This window comes from Streptomyces sp. MK7 (assembly GCF_032658145.1).
GTDB lineage: Bacteria > Actinomycetota > Actinomycetes > Streptomycetales > Streptomycetaceae > Streptomyces > Streptomyces spiralis.
Genome location: NZ_JAVACL010000004.1, coordinates 60,786 through 77,396, shown reverse-complemented (window position 1 = coordinate 77,396; position 16,611 = coordinate 60,786). Strand labels below are relative to the sequence as shown.

The 16,611-nt window shown below is 72.5% G+C and carries 17 protein-coding genes; 9 read left to right on the top strand and 8 right to left on the bottom strand.

The window, feature by feature from the left end; all coding sequences use genetic code 11:
• Positions 1-10 precede the first annotated feature (10 nt).
• Entirely contained in the window at positions 11-1,036 is a 1,026-nt protein-coding gene (locus R2S09_RS07110; protein WP_316740173.1) for a C40 family peptidase, read from the top strand.
• 80 nt (positions 1,037-1,116) lie between these two features.
• Positions 1,117-2,091: a tellurite resistance/C4-dicarboxylate transporter family protein gene (locus tag R2S09_RS07105; RefSeq protein WP_316740172.1), complete on the top strand. Its 975-nt coding sequence runs from the start codon at positions 1,117-1,119 to the stop codon at positions 2,089-2,091.
• Here the strand turns inward: R2S09_RS07105 and R2S09_RS07100 are convergent.
• Positions 2,069-2,422: a hypothetical protein gene (locus R2S09_RS07100; protein WP_306186432.1), complete on the bottom strand. Its 354-nt coding sequence runs from the start codon at positions 2,420-2,422 to the stop codon at positions 2,069-2,071. The genes R2S09_RS07105 and R2S09_RS07100 overlap by 23 nt on opposite strands.
• A 489-nt stretch (positions 2,423-2,911) precedes the next feature.
• Here R2S09_RS07100 and R2S09_RS07095 point away from each other — a divergent pair, with 489 nt between their 5' ends.
• Positions 2,912-3,970, top strand: coding sequence for an NlpC/P60 family protein (locus tag R2S09_RS07095; protein ID WP_306186434.1), 1,059 nt, complete (start codon positions 2,912-2,914; stop codon positions 3,968-3,970).
• A gap of 21 nt (positions 3,971-3,991) precedes the next feature.
• Here R2S09_RS07095 and R2S09_RS07090 read toward each other — a convergent pair whose 3' ends face one another.
• Together R2S09_RS07090 and R2S09_RS07085 are read right to left on the bottom strand one after the other, a co-directional pair.
• Complete coding sequence (locus tag R2S09_RS07090) at positions 3,992-4,735, bottom strand: response regulator transcription factor (RefSeq protein ID WP_306186436.1); 744 nt, start codon at positions 4,733-4,735, stop codon at positions 3,992-3,994.
• Complete coding sequence (locus R2S09_RS07085; protein ID WP_306186438.1) at positions 4,735-6,024, bottom strand: ATP-binding protein; 1,290 nt, start codon at positions 6,022-6,024, stop codon at positions 4,735-4,737. The genes R2S09_RS07090 and R2S09_RS07085 overlap by 1 nt, the downstream gene beginning before the upstream one ends.
• Positions 6,025-6,301: 277 nt before the next feature.
• Here R2S09_RS07085 and R2S09_RS07080 point away from each other — a divergent pair, with 277 nt between their 5' ends.
• A complete protein-coding gene (locus tag R2S09_RS07080; RefSeq protein ID WP_316740171.1) occupies positions 6,302-7,957 on the top strand; it encodes a PspC domain-containing protein in 1,656 nt (551 codons plus the stop codon).
• Complete coding sequence (locus R2S09_RS07075) at positions 7,944-8,186, top strand: hypothetical protein (protein ID WP_306186443.1); 243 nt, start codon at positions 7,944-7,946, stop codon at positions 8,184-8,186. Before R2S09_RS07080 ends, R2S09_RS07075 begins: the two co-directional genes overlap by 14 nt.
• A 32-nt stretch (positions 8,187-8,218) precedes the next feature.
• Here the strand turns inward: R2S09_RS07075 and R2S09_RS07070 are convergent, their stop codons facing one another.
• Together R2S09_RS07070 and R2S09_RS07065 are read right to left on the bottom strand one after the other, a co-directional pair.
• A complete protein-coding gene (locus tag R2S09_RS07070) occupies positions 8,219-8,746 on the bottom strand; it encodes a DoxX family protein (protein WP_306186445.1) in 528 nt (175 codons plus the stop codon).
• A 134-nt stretch (positions 8,747-8,880) separates the two neighbouring features.
• Positions 8,881-10,158: a hypothetical protein gene (locus R2S09_RS07065; RefSeq protein ID WP_306186447.1), complete on the bottom strand. Its 1,278-nt coding sequence runs from the start codon at positions 10,156-10,158 to the stop codon at positions 8,881-8,883.
• Positions 10,159-10,319: 161 nt separating this feature from the next.
• Here R2S09_RS07065 and R2S09_RS07060 point away from each other — a divergent pair, with 161 nt between their 5' ends.
• The gene (locus tag R2S09_RS07060) at positions 10,320-11,204 is read left to right on the top strand and encodes a DUF4429 domain-containing protein (RefSeq protein WP_306186449.1); all 885 of its coding nucleotides are present in this window, start codon (positions 10,320-10,322) and stop codon (positions 11,202-11,204) included.
• Positions 11,205-11,323: 119 nt separating this feature from the next.
• Here R2S09_RS07060 and R2S09_RS07055 read toward each other — a convergent pair whose 3' ends face one another.
• Positions 11,324-12,118, bottom strand: a complete 795-nt coding sequence (locus R2S09_RS07055; protein WP_316740170.1) for a class II aldolase/adducin family protein — start codon at positions 12,116-12,118, stop codon at positions 11,324-11,326.
• Positions 12,119-12,257: 139 nt separating this feature from the next.
• On the opposite strand from R2S09_RS07055, the gene R2S09_RS07050 reads away from it, so the two are divergent.
• The gene (locus tag R2S09_RS07050) at positions 12,258-12,761 is read left to right on the top strand and encodes a pyridoxamine 5'-phosphate oxidase family protein (RefSeq protein WP_306186453.1); all 504 of its coding nucleotides are present in this window, start codon (positions 12,258-12,260) and stop codon (positions 12,759-12,761) included.
• A 19-nt stretch (positions 12,762-12,780) separates the two neighbouring features.
• Here the strand turns inward: R2S09_RS07050 and guaA are convergent, their stop codons facing one another.
• Entirely contained in the window at positions 12,781-14,361 is a 1,581-nt protein-coding gene (guaA, locus tag R2S09_RS07045) for a glutamine-hydrolyzing GMP synthase (protein WP_306186455.1), read from the bottom strand.
• Positions 14,362-14,702: 341 nt separating this feature from the next.
• Here guaA and R2S09_RS07040 point away from each other — a divergent pair, with 341 nt between their 5' ends.
• Positions 14,703-15,005, top strand: a complete 303-nt coding sequence (locus R2S09_RS07040; RefSeq protein WP_316740169.1) for a chorismate mutase — start codon at positions 14,703-14,705, stop codon at positions 15,003-15,005.
• 705 nt (positions 15,006-15,710) lie between these two features.
• Here the strand turns inward: R2S09_RS07040 and R2S09_RS07035 are convergent.
• Positions 15,711-15,839, bottom strand: coding sequence for a hypothetical protein (locus tag R2S09_RS07035; RefSeq protein ID WP_316740168.1), 129 nt, complete (start codon positions 15,837-15,839; stop codon positions 15,711-15,713).
• Between the two features lies 1 nt (position 15,840).
• Here R2S09_RS07035 and R2S09_RS07030 point away from each other — a divergent pair, with 1 nt between their 5' ends.
• Complete coding sequence (locus R2S09_RS07030) at positions 15,841-16,605, top strand: LAETG motif-containing sortase-dependent surface protein (RefSeq protein WP_306186460.1); 765 nt, start codon at positions 15,841-15,843, stop codon at positions 16,603-16,605.
• Positions 16,606-16,611: the final 6 nt, after the last annotated feature.

The window sequence follows — 16,611 nt, the reverse complement described above, 5'->3', positions numbered from 1 at the left end:
TCGCCGTCCCTTGGCGTCGCACCACACCACCACGCCGGTATCGCCGTCCGCCTCGGCGGAAGAGGTCGAGAAGAAGATCGACGAGCTGTACCGGCAGGCCGGGTCGGACGCCGGGCCGTACAGCCCGGCCGGTCACACCGCGGGCCGGGAGGAGCCCGCCAGGCAGCGCGGCCGGGTCGCCGCACTCCTCGACGACATGGCCAGGCGCACCGACATGCTCGGCAGGGCGCGCGAGATGCTGCAGGCCATCGCCGGGAGCCAGGCCCGCACCGAGCCCGTCGCCCCGGACGCCACCGCCCTCCTCCCGGAGACCCCGCAGGGCTACTTCGACCAGGCTCAGCTGATGAGCCGGCTGATCGCGCGCCAGAGGAGTCTGGTGACCCACTCGTCGACGCAGCGGTCGGCGAGGTCGGTGAGGGCCGCGGGCCCGACGACGACGGTGAGGCGGCGAGAGGCCGCCGGCCCCGCGAGCCCCGGGGCGTCGTCGTCCGAGCAGTCGGCGTCCGGGCAGGGGGCCGAGGCGCCGGCCGGGGCTCAGCGCGGCATCCGGGCGGCCAAGGCCGCCGTCCAGCACAAGCTCGCCGACGCTCGTGCGCTGCTGGCGGACGCGGCCGCCGCGCCGGAGAGGGCCGGCGCCGAGGAGCCGGCCCCGCAGTCCGCGGGGGGCGGGGCCGTGCAGGGAGAGGCGCAGAAGGCCCTTGCCTTCGCCCGTGCGCAGATCGGCAAGCCGTACGTCTGGGGCGCGGCCGGACCCGGTTCGTACGACTCTTCCGGCCTGGCCCAGGCCGCGTGGAAGGCCGCAGGAGTCGCCCTGCCGCGTGGCGTCCACGATCAGGCCGGTGCGGGCAGGCGGGTCCCGCTGTCCGAGGCTCTCCACGGCGACCTGGTCTTCTTCCACGGTGAGGCCGGACACGTCGGGGTCTACGCCGGCGACGGCATGATGATCCACGCTCCGGGGCCCGGCGCCCACGTCCGTGAGGAATCGATCTTCTACGAGGGGACGTCGGCGATCCTGGGCGTGGTGCGTCCGGCCTGAGCGCCTGCCGGCTCCCTTTTTGCGTGCGCCCGCGCGCGTGCCCCGCTCGCGCGGCGCGCACAGCTCTTAGCATCAGGATCATGCCCGCCACCTCACCCTTTCGCGCCTGGCTGGCGCAGCGTCCGCCGGCGGCCGGGGCCGCCGTCATGGCGACCGGCATCCTGTCGGTCGGGCTTCATCTGACGGGCTACGAGGCGCTGTCGCTCGCCGTCCTCGCGGTGGCCTGCGTCGCCTGGCTGGCGCTGGCGGCGGACTTCGTCGCACGGCTGCTGTGCGAGCGGGCACGCTGGGTCCAGGAGGCGGGGACACCTGGCGGGCTCACCGGGGTCGCCGCGACGACCGTCGTGGGCACGCGCTTCTCGGCGTTGGGCTGGCAGTTCGTCGCCGAGGTGTCGCTCGCGCTGGCCGTCGTGCTGTGGCCGTGGCTGCTCGTGCGGGTCGTGCGGAACTCACAACGGCCCATGCCGGGATCGGTCTTCCTGTGCTGCGTGGCCACGGAGGGGCTGGCCGTGCTCGGCGCGTCGCTGGCCAGGGCGGAGGCGACGGCCTGGCTCGCGCACACGGCGCTGGTGTTCTTCTGGCTAGGTCTCGCGCTCTACGTCTTCGCACTGACCCGCTTCGATCTGCGGCAGGTCGTCGAGGGGCGCGGGGACCACTGGGTGGCGGGCGGAGCACTGGCGATCTCCGCGCTCGCCGGCGCCGAGCTGATCGCCGCCGGCAGCGGGGGCCCGTACCTGTGGAACGAGGACGACCGCGGAGTCCTGCACAAGGTCACCCTGGCCCTGTTCGCCTTCGACCTGTGCTGGTACGCCGTCCTGCTCGTGGCCGAGCTGGCACGGCCCCGGCTCGGCTACGACGTGTGCCGCTGGTCGACCGTCTTCCCCCTGGGCATGACGGCGGCGGCGATGCTGTCCGTGGCCTCCTCCCTGGACATCCCTCAGCTCACGGTGCCCGGCGAGGCGCTGCTGTGGGTGGCCGTGGCGGCCTGGGTGGTCGTCGCCGCGGGTGCCGTCGCGGACGCGCGCGCCGAACTCATGTCCACAGCACCGCAATGAAGATGTTCGCCATGGTCAGCAGGCCAACGACGCCGAACATGCTCTTGTCGATCTTCTCGTCGTCGCGCTTGACGTAGACCAGGCCGAGGATCACGATCAGCAGCGCCAGCTTCACGCCGATCTTGATGTTGTCGACGTGGTAGTCCTGTGCCTCGTTGAGGCCGACCAGGACGACACCGGTGACCAGCATGGTCAGCGCGCCGTGCAGCATGGCCGGCACGAACCGGGCCGTGCCCTGGCCCATCGCCTTCATCTGGGTGAGGAAACCACCGAGCAGCGCCGCGATCCCGATGATGTGCAGGCCGACGAAGAGATGGATGAGTACGTCCATGAGGCCGGAGCCTAGCCAGCGGGCCGGTCGCCTCGGACACCGGCCCGGCACCCCGGACACGCGCCCGTCGCTGCGGATACGCGCTCGGCACCTCGGTCAGCGGCTCGCGAGAGGCACGCGCGCGGCCCGATGCCCGCCGACCGCCGACGCATATATGCGCCCCATAGCACCCGGGCGTCCACGCCTCCCCCCGAACCGCCGCATCGGTCATCGCTCTGCGTGAAGTCGCCACCCCCAGCCCTGGATCAGGGTCACATACGGTCACCGGATGGTCCCCTCACGCCAGTTCCGTACATGGAGTCACAGGGTCGGCACGGAGCGCTCTACCGTCCTCCCCCAGGTGCCCGGCTCCCCACCGCCGCCCGGGCCAGGGGCGGCAGCCGGAAACCCCCGCCAGAAAGTCCGGCGGCGGCGCGCTCCCCCTGTGTGGGCCGCCGCCGGACGCCCCCGCCCGCTTCCGCGGCCCGACGAAGGGACGTGACGGTCCACGTGGCAGCGCACCGCAGGCCCCGACAGCGCTCGCTCAACGGCAGTACGGCGCGTACGGCCGCCACGATCGCCCTCGCGGGCGCGGCGACGGCCACCGGCTTCGACGGCATCGGGCAGGCGGCGCCGCAGCCGACGCCGGAACAGGTCAAGGCCAGGGTGGACAAGCTGTACCAGGAGGCGGAGGCCGCCACCGAGAAGTACGACGGGGCGAAGGAGAAGGCGGACGCGGCGGAGAAACGGATCAAGACGCTGGGCGACGAGGCGGCCCGCAGGCAGGAAGGACTCAACGCGGCACGGGACGCCCTCGGCTCGATCGCCGCGGCGCAGTACCGAGAGGGCGGGATCGACCCCTCGGTGCGGCTGATGCTCTCCGACGACCCCGGGCGGTATCTGCAGGGCGCCGAGTTCGCGGAACGGGCCGGTGCCCGGCAGACGGCCGCGGTGTCCGACGTGCGCAGGCAGCTGCGGGAGATCGAGCAGTTGCGCGGCGCCGCACGCATCGAGCTGACCTCGCTCAGGTCACGGCAGGCGGAGCTGCGCCGGCAGAAGAAGGCGATCACCCGCAAACTCGACGAGGCCCGGCGGCTGCTGGCCGGGCTCTCCCCGCAGCAGCGCGCCGCGCTCGGCGACGGCACGGGCTCCCCGCACGCCTCCCGCACGGCTTCCCCGAGGGACACGCTCGGCGCCCCCGGCTCGGCGGCGGCACCCAGCTCCCGTGCGGCGGCGGCCGTCACCTACGCGTACCAGAAACTCGGCAGCCCCTACGTCTGGGGCGCGACCGGCCCCGACGCCTTCGACTGCTCGGGCCTGGCCCAGGCCGCCTACCGGGCCGCCGGGATCTCCCTCCCCCGCACCACCTACGCCCAGATCAATGCCGGCCGCCGCGTCTCACGCTCCGATCTCCGCCCCGGCGACCTGGTGTTCTTCTACTCCGGGATCAGCCACGTCGGCATCTATGTGGGCAACGGCCAGATGATCCACGCCCCGAACCCCTCGGCCCCGGTCCGCCTGGCCCCGATCGACCAGATGCCGTTCGCGGGGGCGACTCGGGTGGCGTAGAAGAGCCGGCGGGGCCGCCGGTCACACCAGCCGGCGCGCCGTCGCCCAGCGGGTCAGCTCGTGGCGGTTGGACAGCTGGAGCTTGCGCAGGACCGCCGAGACATGGGACTCGACCGTCTTCACGGAGATGAACAGCTGCTTGGCGATCTCCTTGTAGGCATAGCCGCGGGCGATCAGCCGCAGGACCTCGCGCTCGCGCTGGGTGAGGCGGTCGAGGTCCTCGTCGACCGGCGGGGCGTCGGTGGAGGCGAAGGCGTCGAGGACGAAGCCGGCCAGGCGCGGCGAGAAGACGGCGTCGCCCTCCTGGACCCGGAAGACCGAGTCGACGAGGTCGGAGCCGGTGATCGTCTTCGTCACATATCCGCGTGCCCCGCCGCGGATCACGCCGATCACGTCCTCCGCCGCGTCCGAGACGGACAGCGCGAGGAAACGGACCGGCTGCTCGGCGTCGGCCATCAGCGCGGTGCAGCGCCGCAGCACCTCGACACCGCCGCCGCCGGGAAGGTGGACGTCGAGGAGGACCACCTCGGGGCGGGTCGCGGTGATGACCGTGACGGCCTGGTCGACGTCGGCGGCCTCGCCGACGACCTCCACCCCGGTCTCCTCCGTCCGGCCGATCTCGGCCTGGACGCCCGTGCGGAACATGCGGTGGTCGTCGACGAGGACCACCCGCGCATGCCGCCGGCCCGCACCACCCTCGGCGGCCCCGGCCGCCTCCGTCGTCTCCGCTCCCGCCGTACCGTTCGCCTCGGTCGGGTCGCTCATCACGTGTTCTCCGCCCTCTCCATCTCCAGCTCGACCTCCGTGCCGCCGTCCGGCACGGCGCGCAGCCGGGCCGTGCCTCCGTTGCGCTCCATGCGGCCGATGATCGATTCTCTGACGCCCATGCGGTCGGCGGGTATCGCGTCGAGGTCGAAGCCGGGGCCGCGGTCACGTACGGACACGAAGACCGTCCTGCCCTCGACTTCGGCGTACACCTGCACGGCGCCGCCCTCGCCACCGTACTTGGCCGCGTTCACCATGGCTTCGCGCGCGGCCTGCATCTGGGCGCCGATCCGTTCGTCGAGCGGGCAGTCGCCGACCACGACCACATCTATGGGGACGCCGTGCTTGTCCTCGACCTCGGCGGCGTTGCGCTTGACCGCCTCGGCGAGGGTGGTCGGTTCGTCGGCCTCGTCCTTGCCGTTGCCCTCCGGTCTGTACAGCCAGGCGCGCAGGTCGCGCTCCTGGGCACGGGCGAGGCGGCGGACCTCGCCCGCGTTCTCCGCGTTGCGCTGGATCAGGGTCAGGGTGTGCAGCACCGAGTCGTGGACGTGGGCGGCGACCTCCGCGCGCTCCTGGGCACGGATGCGCATCAGGCGCTCTTCGGAGAGGTCCTGGGTCATGCGCACGAGGTACGGGCCGGCGAGCAGTGTGATGCCCACGAGGACGGCGAGGGCCGCCTGGAGCACCGAGCCGAGGTGGGCGGCGGATCCCTGCAGGACGAAGATGGCCGAGACACCGGCGGTGACCAGCAGGACTCCCGCGCCGGCGCGCAGCAGCGTGAGCGTACGGCGGTGGCGGCCCACCTCGACCCAGCGGGCCCGGCGGGCGTTGTCCGCCTGACGCCAGACCAGGGCGACGCCCGCGGCGACAAGGACGGCCGGCACGAGGTACGCCTTGGCGCCGCCCCCCAGGTTCACACTGCCGACGAAGACCATCGCCACGACGACCATGAGGAGCAGGGCGACGATCTGGCCCTTGTCCGGTTTGCGGGCGACGAGTCTTCGCCGGCCGTCGGGCGAGGTCTCCGTGGTGACGAGGGAGGGCGGTTTCTGGTCACCGACGCCGCCGACCCCGAGCGGGACGAAGAACCAGAAGGCCGCGTACAGCAGGGCGCCGAGACCGTCCGCCATGAACAGGCCGACGAAGACGAGCCGCACCCAGACCACGGGCAGCCCGAGGTGCCCGGCGAGGCCCCGCGCCACTCCCCCGAGCCAGCGTCCGTCGCTGCTGCGGTAGAGCTTGCGCGGCGGCCGCGGGTCGTCGAGAGGCAGTGCTGCGGCTTCCGGCATGTCATCGATGGTCACATGCCCGCGGGGCCGGGTCATCAGGGTCCGCCCCCGAGACGCCCCTGATCTTGGAGCGATCTTCGGGGGAACCGGGGCAGTGCGGTACCGTCCGCGGGCCGAGAGCCCGCCGAGGGCCTGGCGAGGACGGGTCGAAGACCGAGTCGGAGGCCGTGCCGGAAGCCCGTCGAACGCATCCCCGGCCGTGGCTCAGGGGCGAATCAGGGTTCGGCCAGGGTCGTCCCGGCTCCCGCCGCGGCGGCGCGCCCGTCACCATGGACGCATGAGGAATCACCAGCACGCCGCGACGGGTCCGGAACCCGGCCCCGGCCCCCGCCCGGTCCCGGGCGCCGGGCCGCGGGACACCGCGCCCGGCACGGGTGCGGGTGAGGAACCGCGCGCGCACGAGCACACGGGCGCGCACGGAACAGAGAGAACAGGGACAGAGCGAACAGTCGGACAGCCGGGTGCGGACGACGGGCCCGGACGGACCGGAGAGGCGAGTGTGACGGGGACGACGGGGGCGACGGGCCGGCCGGGGACGGCCGAGGAGCCCCGCCCCGGCCGGGACGAGCAGCCCGGCCGGGGCGGGGCTGCCGCAGCGGCGGCCGAAGGGGGAAGGGGAGCCGGCTCCCCGGCTGCCGAGGAGCCGGAAGCCACCGCGGGCTCAGCGAGGTTCCGGCGGGACCGGCGCAACAAGCTGCTCGGCGGGGTCTGCTCGGGTCTGGGCCGGCTGTGCGACATGGACCCGGTGATCTTCCGCATCACACTGGCCGTGCTCGCCGCGACCGGCGGTATCGGCCTGATCTTCTACGGCTTCGCCTGGCTCTTCGTGCCGTACGACGACGAGGACGAGAACGAGGTGCGCAAGCTCCTCACCGGCCGGGTGGACGGCCAGGCGCTGGCGGCCGTGCTGTTCGCGCTGGTCGGCTGCGGGGTGTTCCTGTCGATGCTGAGCAACGGCAGTGTGCTGACCTTCGCGGTCGTCCTCTCCCTGCTGCTCGCGGGCGCCGGGTACTGGTCGCGGTACCGCGGTGCCCCCGACCCCGACCCGCTGGCCGCCCAGGCCGTCGCCGACGCCCCGCCGGAGGCCCAGGCGCCACCGGCACTCGCGGCCTACCCGTCCTGGTGGCGCGACCCGATCGTCAAGGACGGCACCCATGTCGGTGGCACCGGCTATCTGTGGGGCCCCAGGGACTCGCGCGACCGGGACATCGCGGCGGCCGTCAACATCAGCCTCGGCGGCCGCGGCGACGAGGAGGTGCGCACCCCGCGCTCCGAGCCGCCCCGCACACGTGGTCCGCGCGGCCCGCGCTGGATCGGCGGCTGGGTCTTCCTGCTCGCCCTGGTCGCGGGCGGCCTGGGCACCGGCCTGACCTGGAGCGACCACACGCTCGGCACCAGCCTCCAGACCGGTCTGGCCTGCGCGCTCGGCGTCTTCGGCCTGGGCATAGCGGTCAGTGCCTTCCTGGGCCGCACAGGTGCGGGCTCGATCCTGCTGGCGCTCGTCACCGCGGGACTGCTCGCCGGCTCGGCGGCGCTTCCCAAGGACATCACCACGCACTGGTCGCACACGACCTGGCGGCCCGCCGCGGCGGCGGCGGTGAGGCCGAAGTACGACCTCGGCACCGGCGAGGGCACCCTCGACCTGACCCGAATACACGTCGGCGGCGGCCAGACGGTGTCCGCGCGGGCGCAGGTGGGGATGGGACGGCTGCGGGTGATCGTCCCCCAGGGCGTGACCGTGCGGGCGACCATCGACGTGGGGGTCGGCGACATCCGGTTGCCGGGCGACAGCTCCGAGGACGTGGACGTGGCCCCGGGCAGGCACCAGCAGGTGACCCTGGCGCCGCCGGCGGGTGTGAAGAACGCCGGGACACTCGATCTCGACCTTCGGGTCGGCGTGGGACAGGCGGAGGTGAGCCGTGCTGCGTCATGAGTTCCAGCCGGGCAAGCTGGTGGGCGGGGTCTTCCTCATCGCGGCGGGCGTCGTCTACGCCGGGGACGCCCGCGGCCTCTGGCAGACCCCGTGGTTCGTGGGGGTCCCGCTGGTGGTGGGCGGCCTGTGCCTGGCCGGTGTGGTGGCGGGCCTCAACGCGGCCGTACGGCGGCGCCGCAGAGCCCGTCGTGGCGGGATCCGCGAGACCCGGACGGAGGGGGTGGGCTGAGCCGCAGCCGGCCACCGGGGCGGTCCCCGGACCTACCGGTAGTTCCCTCCTCCCCGCCGCCGCGCCCGCAGGGCGGCGTCCAGGGAGAACATCGGGGTGCCGGCCAGGACCAGGGGCAGCCAGGCCATCAGATAGGCGAGGTCGTTGCCGAAGTAGTAGGGAGTGGTGGCCCAGCTGACGGTCAGCCACAGGCTGAGGGAGATCAGCGCGCCGCCGAGCGCGGCCAGGCGGCCCAGCAGGCCGACCAGGACCCCGATGCCGACGGCGAGTTCACCGAAGGCGATGGCGTAGCCGAAGCCGACGGGGCTCTTCAGGGCCAGGTCGACGAGGGCCGGGATCGCGGAGGAGTCACGGACCGCGTGCATCGTGTCGCCGAGCGAGCCGGGCCCGGAGGCCTTCATGAAGGCGCTGTCGGTGAGTTTGTCCAGGCCGGCGTAGACGAAGGTGACGCCCAGGAAGACGCGGAGGGGGAGGAGGGAGTAACGGGCGGCGGCATCCCGCCAGGTACCTCGTCGATCCGCATACGACGTCTGTGTATCCGTACGAAGACCGTGAGTCATCACTCAGCCACCTCTCACCGCAAGGCCGTTTACCACTCAATCGACCATACGTACGGAAGAAAGGACCCGTTCAACCGCGCTCGGCCGTTTTCCCGTTCTCTTTCCGCCTTCCGGATGGTTTCGGCGCGCGTGGCTCACTCGGTCACGTCGATCGCGTACCGGTTCGTCTCCACCCCCGCCGCGGTCACCAGCTGCACGTCGACCCGGCCCGGTTCCACGTCCGCCGGGACCGGGACGGTCAGCACGGTGTCCGTGGGGTTGCTGAATCCTCCGGTCACGGGGACCAGGGGCACATGGACGTTGACCGCGCCGATGCGGACCACCGTCCGTGACAGCCGGTCGGCGGCCTGCGCCCCGGGCGGGACGAACCCCGCGCCGCGGATCTCGATGTCGTCGCCGGTGCGGATCGGCGCGTCCAGGTCGCCGGCCTCCCGGGCCCGGACCACCGAGAGGATCACCGGGCGCCCGCCCTCCGCGTACTTGCCGGCCAGGTAGGTCGCGGCCGACACCAGGACCACCAGAGCCAGCCCCCATGGCAGGTCGGGCAGTTGGTCGGGCCGCCGGGCCAGCCGCACCGCCGCGAACACCAGCGCGACGGCGCTGACCACGACGTACTGGATGTCCGTGAAGGCGCCCCGGCCCGCGTCGTCGGTCAGCAGGTCGGCCGCGCGCGGCCGGTCGGCGCGCACCTTCTGGAGCCGCTGTCCCAGCACCCGCAGCCCGACCACCCGCCGTACCAGCACCGCGATCCCGCACACCACCGCGAGCACGGTGACCACACCGGCGCCGCGGGCCAGTTCGAGCCCGGAGATCAGCGCGTCGCGCTCCGCATGGCCGGAGGCCGCCACCAGGCGGCCCACCAGCACCAGCACCGCGTACGCCACGAACAGCACCCAGCCCGCGGCGACCGCGCGGGAGGTGGACAGCCGGTTGTCCTCACCGATGACCGGGGCCAGCGCACCGCCGCGCGCCCGGTGGAACCAGGCGGCGGCCGTCAACGCCCCGCCCACCAGGACCGCCGCCAGCAGTCCCGCCGTCCGGGCGGTGCTCCAGCCCGCGCCGATCGCCGTCAGCGCCTGTACCAGGAGCAGCAGCACGACCGCCGCCCCCACCGCGGCCGCCGTCCGGCGCCACAGCCTCGCCAGCCAGGCCTCGCCCTCGGCACGGCCGCGTTCGGCGACGAGTTCCGCCGACTGGGTCAGCTCCTCCGAGACCCACTGCCGGGAGGCCGACGCCGAGTGGGCCACGGCCGCGGGCAGGCCCTGCCCGGCGGCGAACTCGTCCCGTTTGAGGAGGAATTCGGCCACGGCCCGCCGGTGCCCCGTGCGCGCCCCGTGCGGGCAGTCCCCGCACGTGCAACCGCCCGCGTGGGCGCGCTTCGCCGCGCCGTCTCTCGCTTCCTGCACCGCCACGCCCGACGCCCGCCTTCCCCAGGAACCGCAGAAGTCCTGCCGACAACACCCCACCGCCGACAGCGAATTGTGCCCTACCTCACCCCGCCCCCGTCCGCTCGGTCTGGTCAGCACGGGTGAAGCCCGGTTCGTCGTGTTGACCCGGCTGCAAGAATTCCCTTATGGCCGAGATCATCCAGCGGGACGGAAGCTGGGCCTTCGACGGCAGCACGGTCAGGATCACGCCGGGGCTCCACCGCTCGGTGTCGCTGTTCCGGCAGACGTACGGGGAGATCGCCGTGCCGCTGGAGGCCGTCGCCGGCGTGGTCTACGAGTCCGAGCGCAGGCGAGGCCGGCTGCGCATGCGCCTGCGGGAGGGCGCCGACCCCCTGCTCCAGGCGACCGGCGGACGGCTGCCGGAGGCCGCCGACCCCTATCGGCTGGCGGTGGATCCCGACCGCTCCTCGGTCGCCGAGTACATCGCCGAGGAGATCCGTCAGGCCCTGCTCCTGGACCAGGTCCCCAAGGAGCCGGCCAAGGCCTATCTGCTGGCCGGGCCGCCGGTGCCGGTCTCGGTCCGCTCCTCCGACGGCACGGTCTGCTTCGACGGCACCCAGGTCCGTATCGACTGGGCCGACACCTCCGACCGGGTCAAGCGTGCCACCGGCCCGCGCGTCATCGGTCTCGGCGAGCTGTTCCAGGTCGAGTGGCTGCCCAACTCCGGCTACGAGGACGGCTTCCTGCGCTTCGTGACCGGCGAGACCGTCTTCTCCAAGCTGCCGCCCGAGAAGGACCCCTACGCCCTGGACCTGTGGGGGAACGCTCGCCGGGACCTGCTCACGGCGCTGGTCGCGGCCGCCGTCACCGCCCGGCTGCCGCACCCCTCGGCCCGCGCCGGGACCGGCCTCACCGACCGCCGGGAACTCGCGGCCGCCGTCCCGCCGCGGGCCGACCACCACGACATACTGCTGCGCCGCCTGCGGGAGTTGGGCCAGTTGCACCGGGACGGGGTGCTCACCGACGAGGAGTTCGCGATGACCAAGGCGGCGGTGCTGCGGTGGTTCTAGACCACCCGGAGCGCCCGACGTCCCAGCCGCTCGAGGCCCGGAGCGCCCGAGGTCCCAGCCGCTCGAGGCCCGGGCCGACCGACGTCCCAGCCGCCGGGGGCCCCGGCCGCCCGGGAGGCTCAGCTCAGCAGGTCCGGCTCACTGCGGCTGATGTCCTGCCACAGAGGCTGGTAGTTGATCCAGGCCACCAGGTCTCCGCCGAGCTGTTCGCGCGTCGCCACCGCCGCCTTGTGGTCGATCAGGACCGGCCGCCCGGCCGCGCGGGCGGTGAGCTGCACCTGGGCGGAGCGTTCCATGGACAGGAACCACCAGGCGGTGGCGTCCACCGAGTCGCCGACCGTCAGCAGGCCGTGGTTGCGCAGCACCAGCGCCTTGTGCGAGCCCAGCGCGGCCGCGATCCGGCGGCCCTCCTGCGCGTCGACCGCGACACCGGTGTAGGCGTCGTAGAGAGCGTGGTCCTCGTAGAAGGCGCAGCTCTCCTGGGTGATGGGCTCCAGGAGGTCGCCCAGGGCCGCGAGAGCCCGCCCGTGCACCGAGTGGCAGTGGGCGACCGCGACCACGTCCGGGCGGGCCGCGTGGACCTGGGCGTGCACGGTGAACGCGGCCTGGTTCACGTGGTAGCGGCCCTCCACGACCTGCCCGTCCTGGTTGGCGAGGACCAGATCGCTCACGGTGACGTGCTTGAACGGCATCCCGAAGGGGTTGACCCAGAAGCAGTCGCTGAACTCGGGGTCGCGGGCGGTGATGTGCCCGGAGACGCCGTCCTCGAACCGGTAGCGCGCGAAGAGCCGCAGCGCGCCCGCGAGACGCTCCTTGCGGTACCGGCGCTCGTCCTCGGCCGACTCGTGCTTGGGCGGCATGGCGAACCGCAGCTGGTCCGTGGGCAGGGGTGGGGGCGGAGTGGGCCCGGGCATTGGTCCTCCGGCACTCGGTTGCGTACGGGCGGGAAGTTACCGTCGGTCAGCCGAGGAGAACAGGCCCTGCCGGAAGAGGAGAACCCGCCGTGCCGAAAGGCGACAGGAGATGTCGGGTTTCGGCGCCACACTCGCCGGTATGGCAGCCCACTGGGAATCCTTCGTCACCGCCGAACCGGACCTCGCCAGGACCGTCGAGGAACGCTTCCGAGGCGGGGGTGCGGGGGTGCACCCCGCACAGCACAGCACCCACCACGTCCTCGTCACCCTGCGCAAGGACGGTTCGCCGCGCACCTCCGGTCTGGAGGTCGACTTCCGCCGCGGCGAGCTGTGGCTGGGGATGATGTGGGACTCGCTGAAGGCCCGCGACCTGCGCCGTGACCCTCGTTTCGCGCTCCAGGCGAACCCCGGGGAGGGGACCGGCATGGGGGGCGGCGACGTACGGATCAGCGGGCGGGCGATCGAGGTGGCCGACGGCCCGCAGAAGTCCGCTTACACGGAAGAGGTGGGACCGCCGCAGCCGTTCCACCTCTTCCGCACCGAGCTGACCGAGGTCGTACGGACCTACGTCGAGAACGGCACGTACCTCGTCGTCCAGGTCTGGAAGCCCGGCCGGCCGGTGCGCACGATCAAGCGCACCTGAGCCGCTTCACCGCGGGGGCCTACTCCCACTCGATGGTCCCCGGCGGCTTCGAGGTCACGTCGAGGACGACCCGGTTGACGTCCCGCACCTCGTTCGTGATCCGCGTCGAGATCCTCGCGAGGACGTCGTACGGCAGCCGGGACCAGTCGGCCGTCATGGCGTCCTCGGACGAGACCGGGCGCAGGACGATCGGGTGGCCGTAGGTGCGGCCGTCGCCCTGGACGCCGACGCTGCGCACGTCCGCGAGCAGGACCACCGGGCACTGCCAGATGTCCCGGTCCAGGCCGGCCGCGGTCAGCTCCTCGCGGGCGATGGCGTCGGCCTCACGCAGCAGGTCCAGACGCTCCTTCGTCACCTCACCGACGATACGGATGCCGAGACCCGGACCCGGGAACGGCTGGCGCTGGACGATCTCCTCCGGCAGGCCGAGCTCCTGGCCGACCATGCGGACCTCGTCCTTGAACAGCTTGCGCAGCGGCTCGATCAGCTTGAACTCGAGGTCCTCGGGCAGGCCGCCGACGTTGTGGTGCGACTTGATGTTGGCGGTGCCGGTGCCGCCGCCGGACTCGACGACGTCCGGGTAGAGCGTGCCCTGGACCAGGAACTCCACGGCCGGGCCCTCGTCCGCGATGATCTCCGCCTGGGCCTGCTCGAAGACCCGGATGAACTCGCGGCCGATGATCTTCCGCTTCTCCTCGGGGTCGCTGACCCCGGCGAGCGCCTTCAGGAAGCGCTCCTCGGCGTCGACCACCTTCAGCTGCACACCGGTGGCCGCGACGAAGTCCTTCTCGACCTGCTCGGTCTCGCCCTTGCGCATCAGGCCGTGGTCGACGTACACGCAGGTCAGCTGGGAGCCGATGGCCTTCTGCACCAGGGCGGCGGCCACCGCGGAGTCGACACCGCCGGACAGGCCGCAGATCGCGCGCTTGTCACCGACCAGCTCGCGGATCGCCTCGACCTGCTCCTCGATGACGTTGCCCGTGGTCCAGTTCGGCTCCAGGCCCGCGCCGCGGTACAGGAAGTGCTCCAGCACCTGCTGGCCGTGCGTGGAGTGCATGACCTCGGGGTGGTACTGGACGCCGTAGAGCTTCTTCTCGTCGTTCTCGAAGGCGGCGACCGGGACGACGTCCGTGGAGGCCGTGACGGTGAAGCCCTCGGGAGCGGCGGAGCAGGCGTCGCCGTGCGACATCCACACCGGCTGCTCGGCCGGGGTGCCTTCGAAGAGCGTGGAGGACGTCTTGGAGACGTGCAGTGGCGTACGGCCGTACTCGCGGGCGCCGCTGTTGTCGACGGTGCCGCCGAGGACCTGGGCCATCAGCTGGAAGCCGTAGCACATGCCGAAGACGGGGACTCCGGCCTCGAAGATCTCGCGGTCCAGGCGGGGGGCGCCCTCCTCGTACACGGACGAGGGGCCGCCGGACAGGATGATCGCCGCCGGGTTCTTGGCGAGCATCTCGGCCACCGGCATGGTGCTGGGGACGATCTCGCTGTAGACCCGCGCCTCGCGGACGCGACGGGCGATGAGCTGGGCGTACTGCGCACCGAAGTCGACGACCAGGACGGTGTCGGGGGTGGCGGCAGCGGGGGACGCTGATGACACGGGAGCCTTCCGGCGGATCGGGCGGGGTCTCTGTGCTGGCCAATTCTACCGGGGTGGGCGTGCGCGACCTCGACGTCGTCCTCGGGCCCGCACCCGGAACCCCCGTCTCACCATGCGAACCGTGTTGGACTCGCCCCCGGGACCCGGCATACTGGGCCCCATGCTCCAGCACCAGACCTTCGTCTTTACCTATGGCAACCGGCCCGCCGGCTGCCATGGTCGTGCTGCTTGAGCAACTGACAAGCGACTTCCCAGGCGCCCCGGGCCGACAAGGTCCGGGGCGCCTGGTGTTTTCCGGATCTTGCCGCTCCGGGGCACCCCGTCCGACGAGGAGCCCCCTGATGACCGCCACAGCCGCCGCCACCACCGCCACCGACGTCACCGGAGCGCGCACCCCCGAGGCCGCCGACGTGATCACCGGCGCCCGGGAGCGCATCGACGCGCTCGACGACCGGATCATCGGCCTGATCCAGGAGCGCATGGCCGTCTCCGCCGTCATCCAGGAGGCCCGGATCGCCTCCGGCGGCCGGCGGGTGAACCTCTCCCGCGAGATGGAGATCCTCGGCCACTACCGGGACGCGCTCGGGAAGCCGGGCACGACCGTGGCGATGACCCTGCTGGAGCTGTGCCGCGGCAAGATCTGAGCCCGCCCGCGGCTCCGCCCGCCTCCTCGTCCCGCGTCCTCATCCCGCACCCCTGTCCCGCACCCCTGTCCCGCACCTGCGTGCCGCGTCCGCCGCATCTCACCCGTACGGCGCGTGACCGCCGTGTGCGCCACCTCGTTGGTATCGGTGTCCGTGCCAGCCAGGGGCGGGCCCGATAGAACCACGCGTGGCTCTCTGGAGCGATGAGACGTGGCGGCCGTGCCGTGCGTCGTGGGACCTCGCTCCAGGGAAGTGACCGGACGGCAGGGGACAGCAGCCCGGTCACCCAGATAACGGTCGGCTCCGGGGACGCCCGGGGCCGACCGGCGGAAACAGGGACCCCTCGGCCCCAAGTCCCCGAGCGGACCACCGCCTTGCAGTGCGTACGGACCAGCGCCGCGGCACCGCCCATGACGCACATCACATAAAGAACCTGTGAGAGTCAGCACAACCATTCGCGCGCGCCCGGGGTCACACCTGGCGAACAAGGTCCACTCCCGCGCCGCCACGCGGTGGCTCGCCAGTTCGTACCGCGCCGACGCGCGATACGCCTGAACTTTCCGAGGTCTTCATGAAGCTTCGCCGCGCGATGGTCACTGCGGCCGCGACGGCTGCCCTGTCCCCGCTGGCGCTCCTGTCCGCGACGACGGCCTTCGCCCAGGAGTCGCCCAGCGTCTCGCCGAGCGCCAGCGAGTCGTCCGCCAGTCAGTCGCCGTCCGACAGTGCCTCCCCGTCCGACAGCACGTCGCCTTCCGACAGCGTGTCTCCTTCCGACAGCACGTCGCCATCGGACAACGTGTCCCCCTCGGACAGCACGTCGTCGCCTTCCGACAACGTGTCCCCCTCCGACACCGTCTCCGCCCCGACGACGCCGAGCGAGTCGTCCGAGCCGACCGATGAGCCGACCGATGAGCCCGGCTTCTGCGAGGACGAGGACGCCAACTACAAGTCCAAGCTGGACGCCCAGCTGAGCGGCCTGCCCGGCAAGATAGCGGTCGGCAGCGGCTGGCACCCCTTCACGCTCACCGTCAAGAACCCGACGCAGACCGACGTCAAGGACATCGTCTTCTACGCGGGCGTCGGCCCCAGCGACCCGAACGCCCCCGACGCGTACAAGACCAGCCAGGTCCAGCTGCAGGTGAAGTACGACGGGGACTGGGTCGACGTCACGGACGACGACGTCCACTCCGTGGGCTACCTCGACCTCTCCGACATCGCCGGCGGCAAGACGGTCACCTACCAGCTCCGGCTGAACGTCAAGGCGAACGCCCCGATCGGTGAGGGCCTGACCATCGGCGGCGGAGTCTACTTCGACGAGGAGGCGAACTGCCTCAGCGCGGACCAGGCGCACTACATCATCCAGATCGTCAAGCCCGGTACCGACACCGGCGGGACCAAGCCGCAGGAAGGCGGCAAGGTCCCCGTTCCCAGCGAGAAGCCGAACCAGAACAACACCCAGCACGCCACCGGCAGCCTCGCCGAGACCGGCTCCAGCTCCATGGTGCCGACCATCGGTCTCGTCGGCGGCGTCGCGGTCGTCGTCGGTGCCGGTGCGCTGTTCGCCGTGCGTCGCCGCAAGGGCGGCGTCTCGAACGCCTGACGCGTT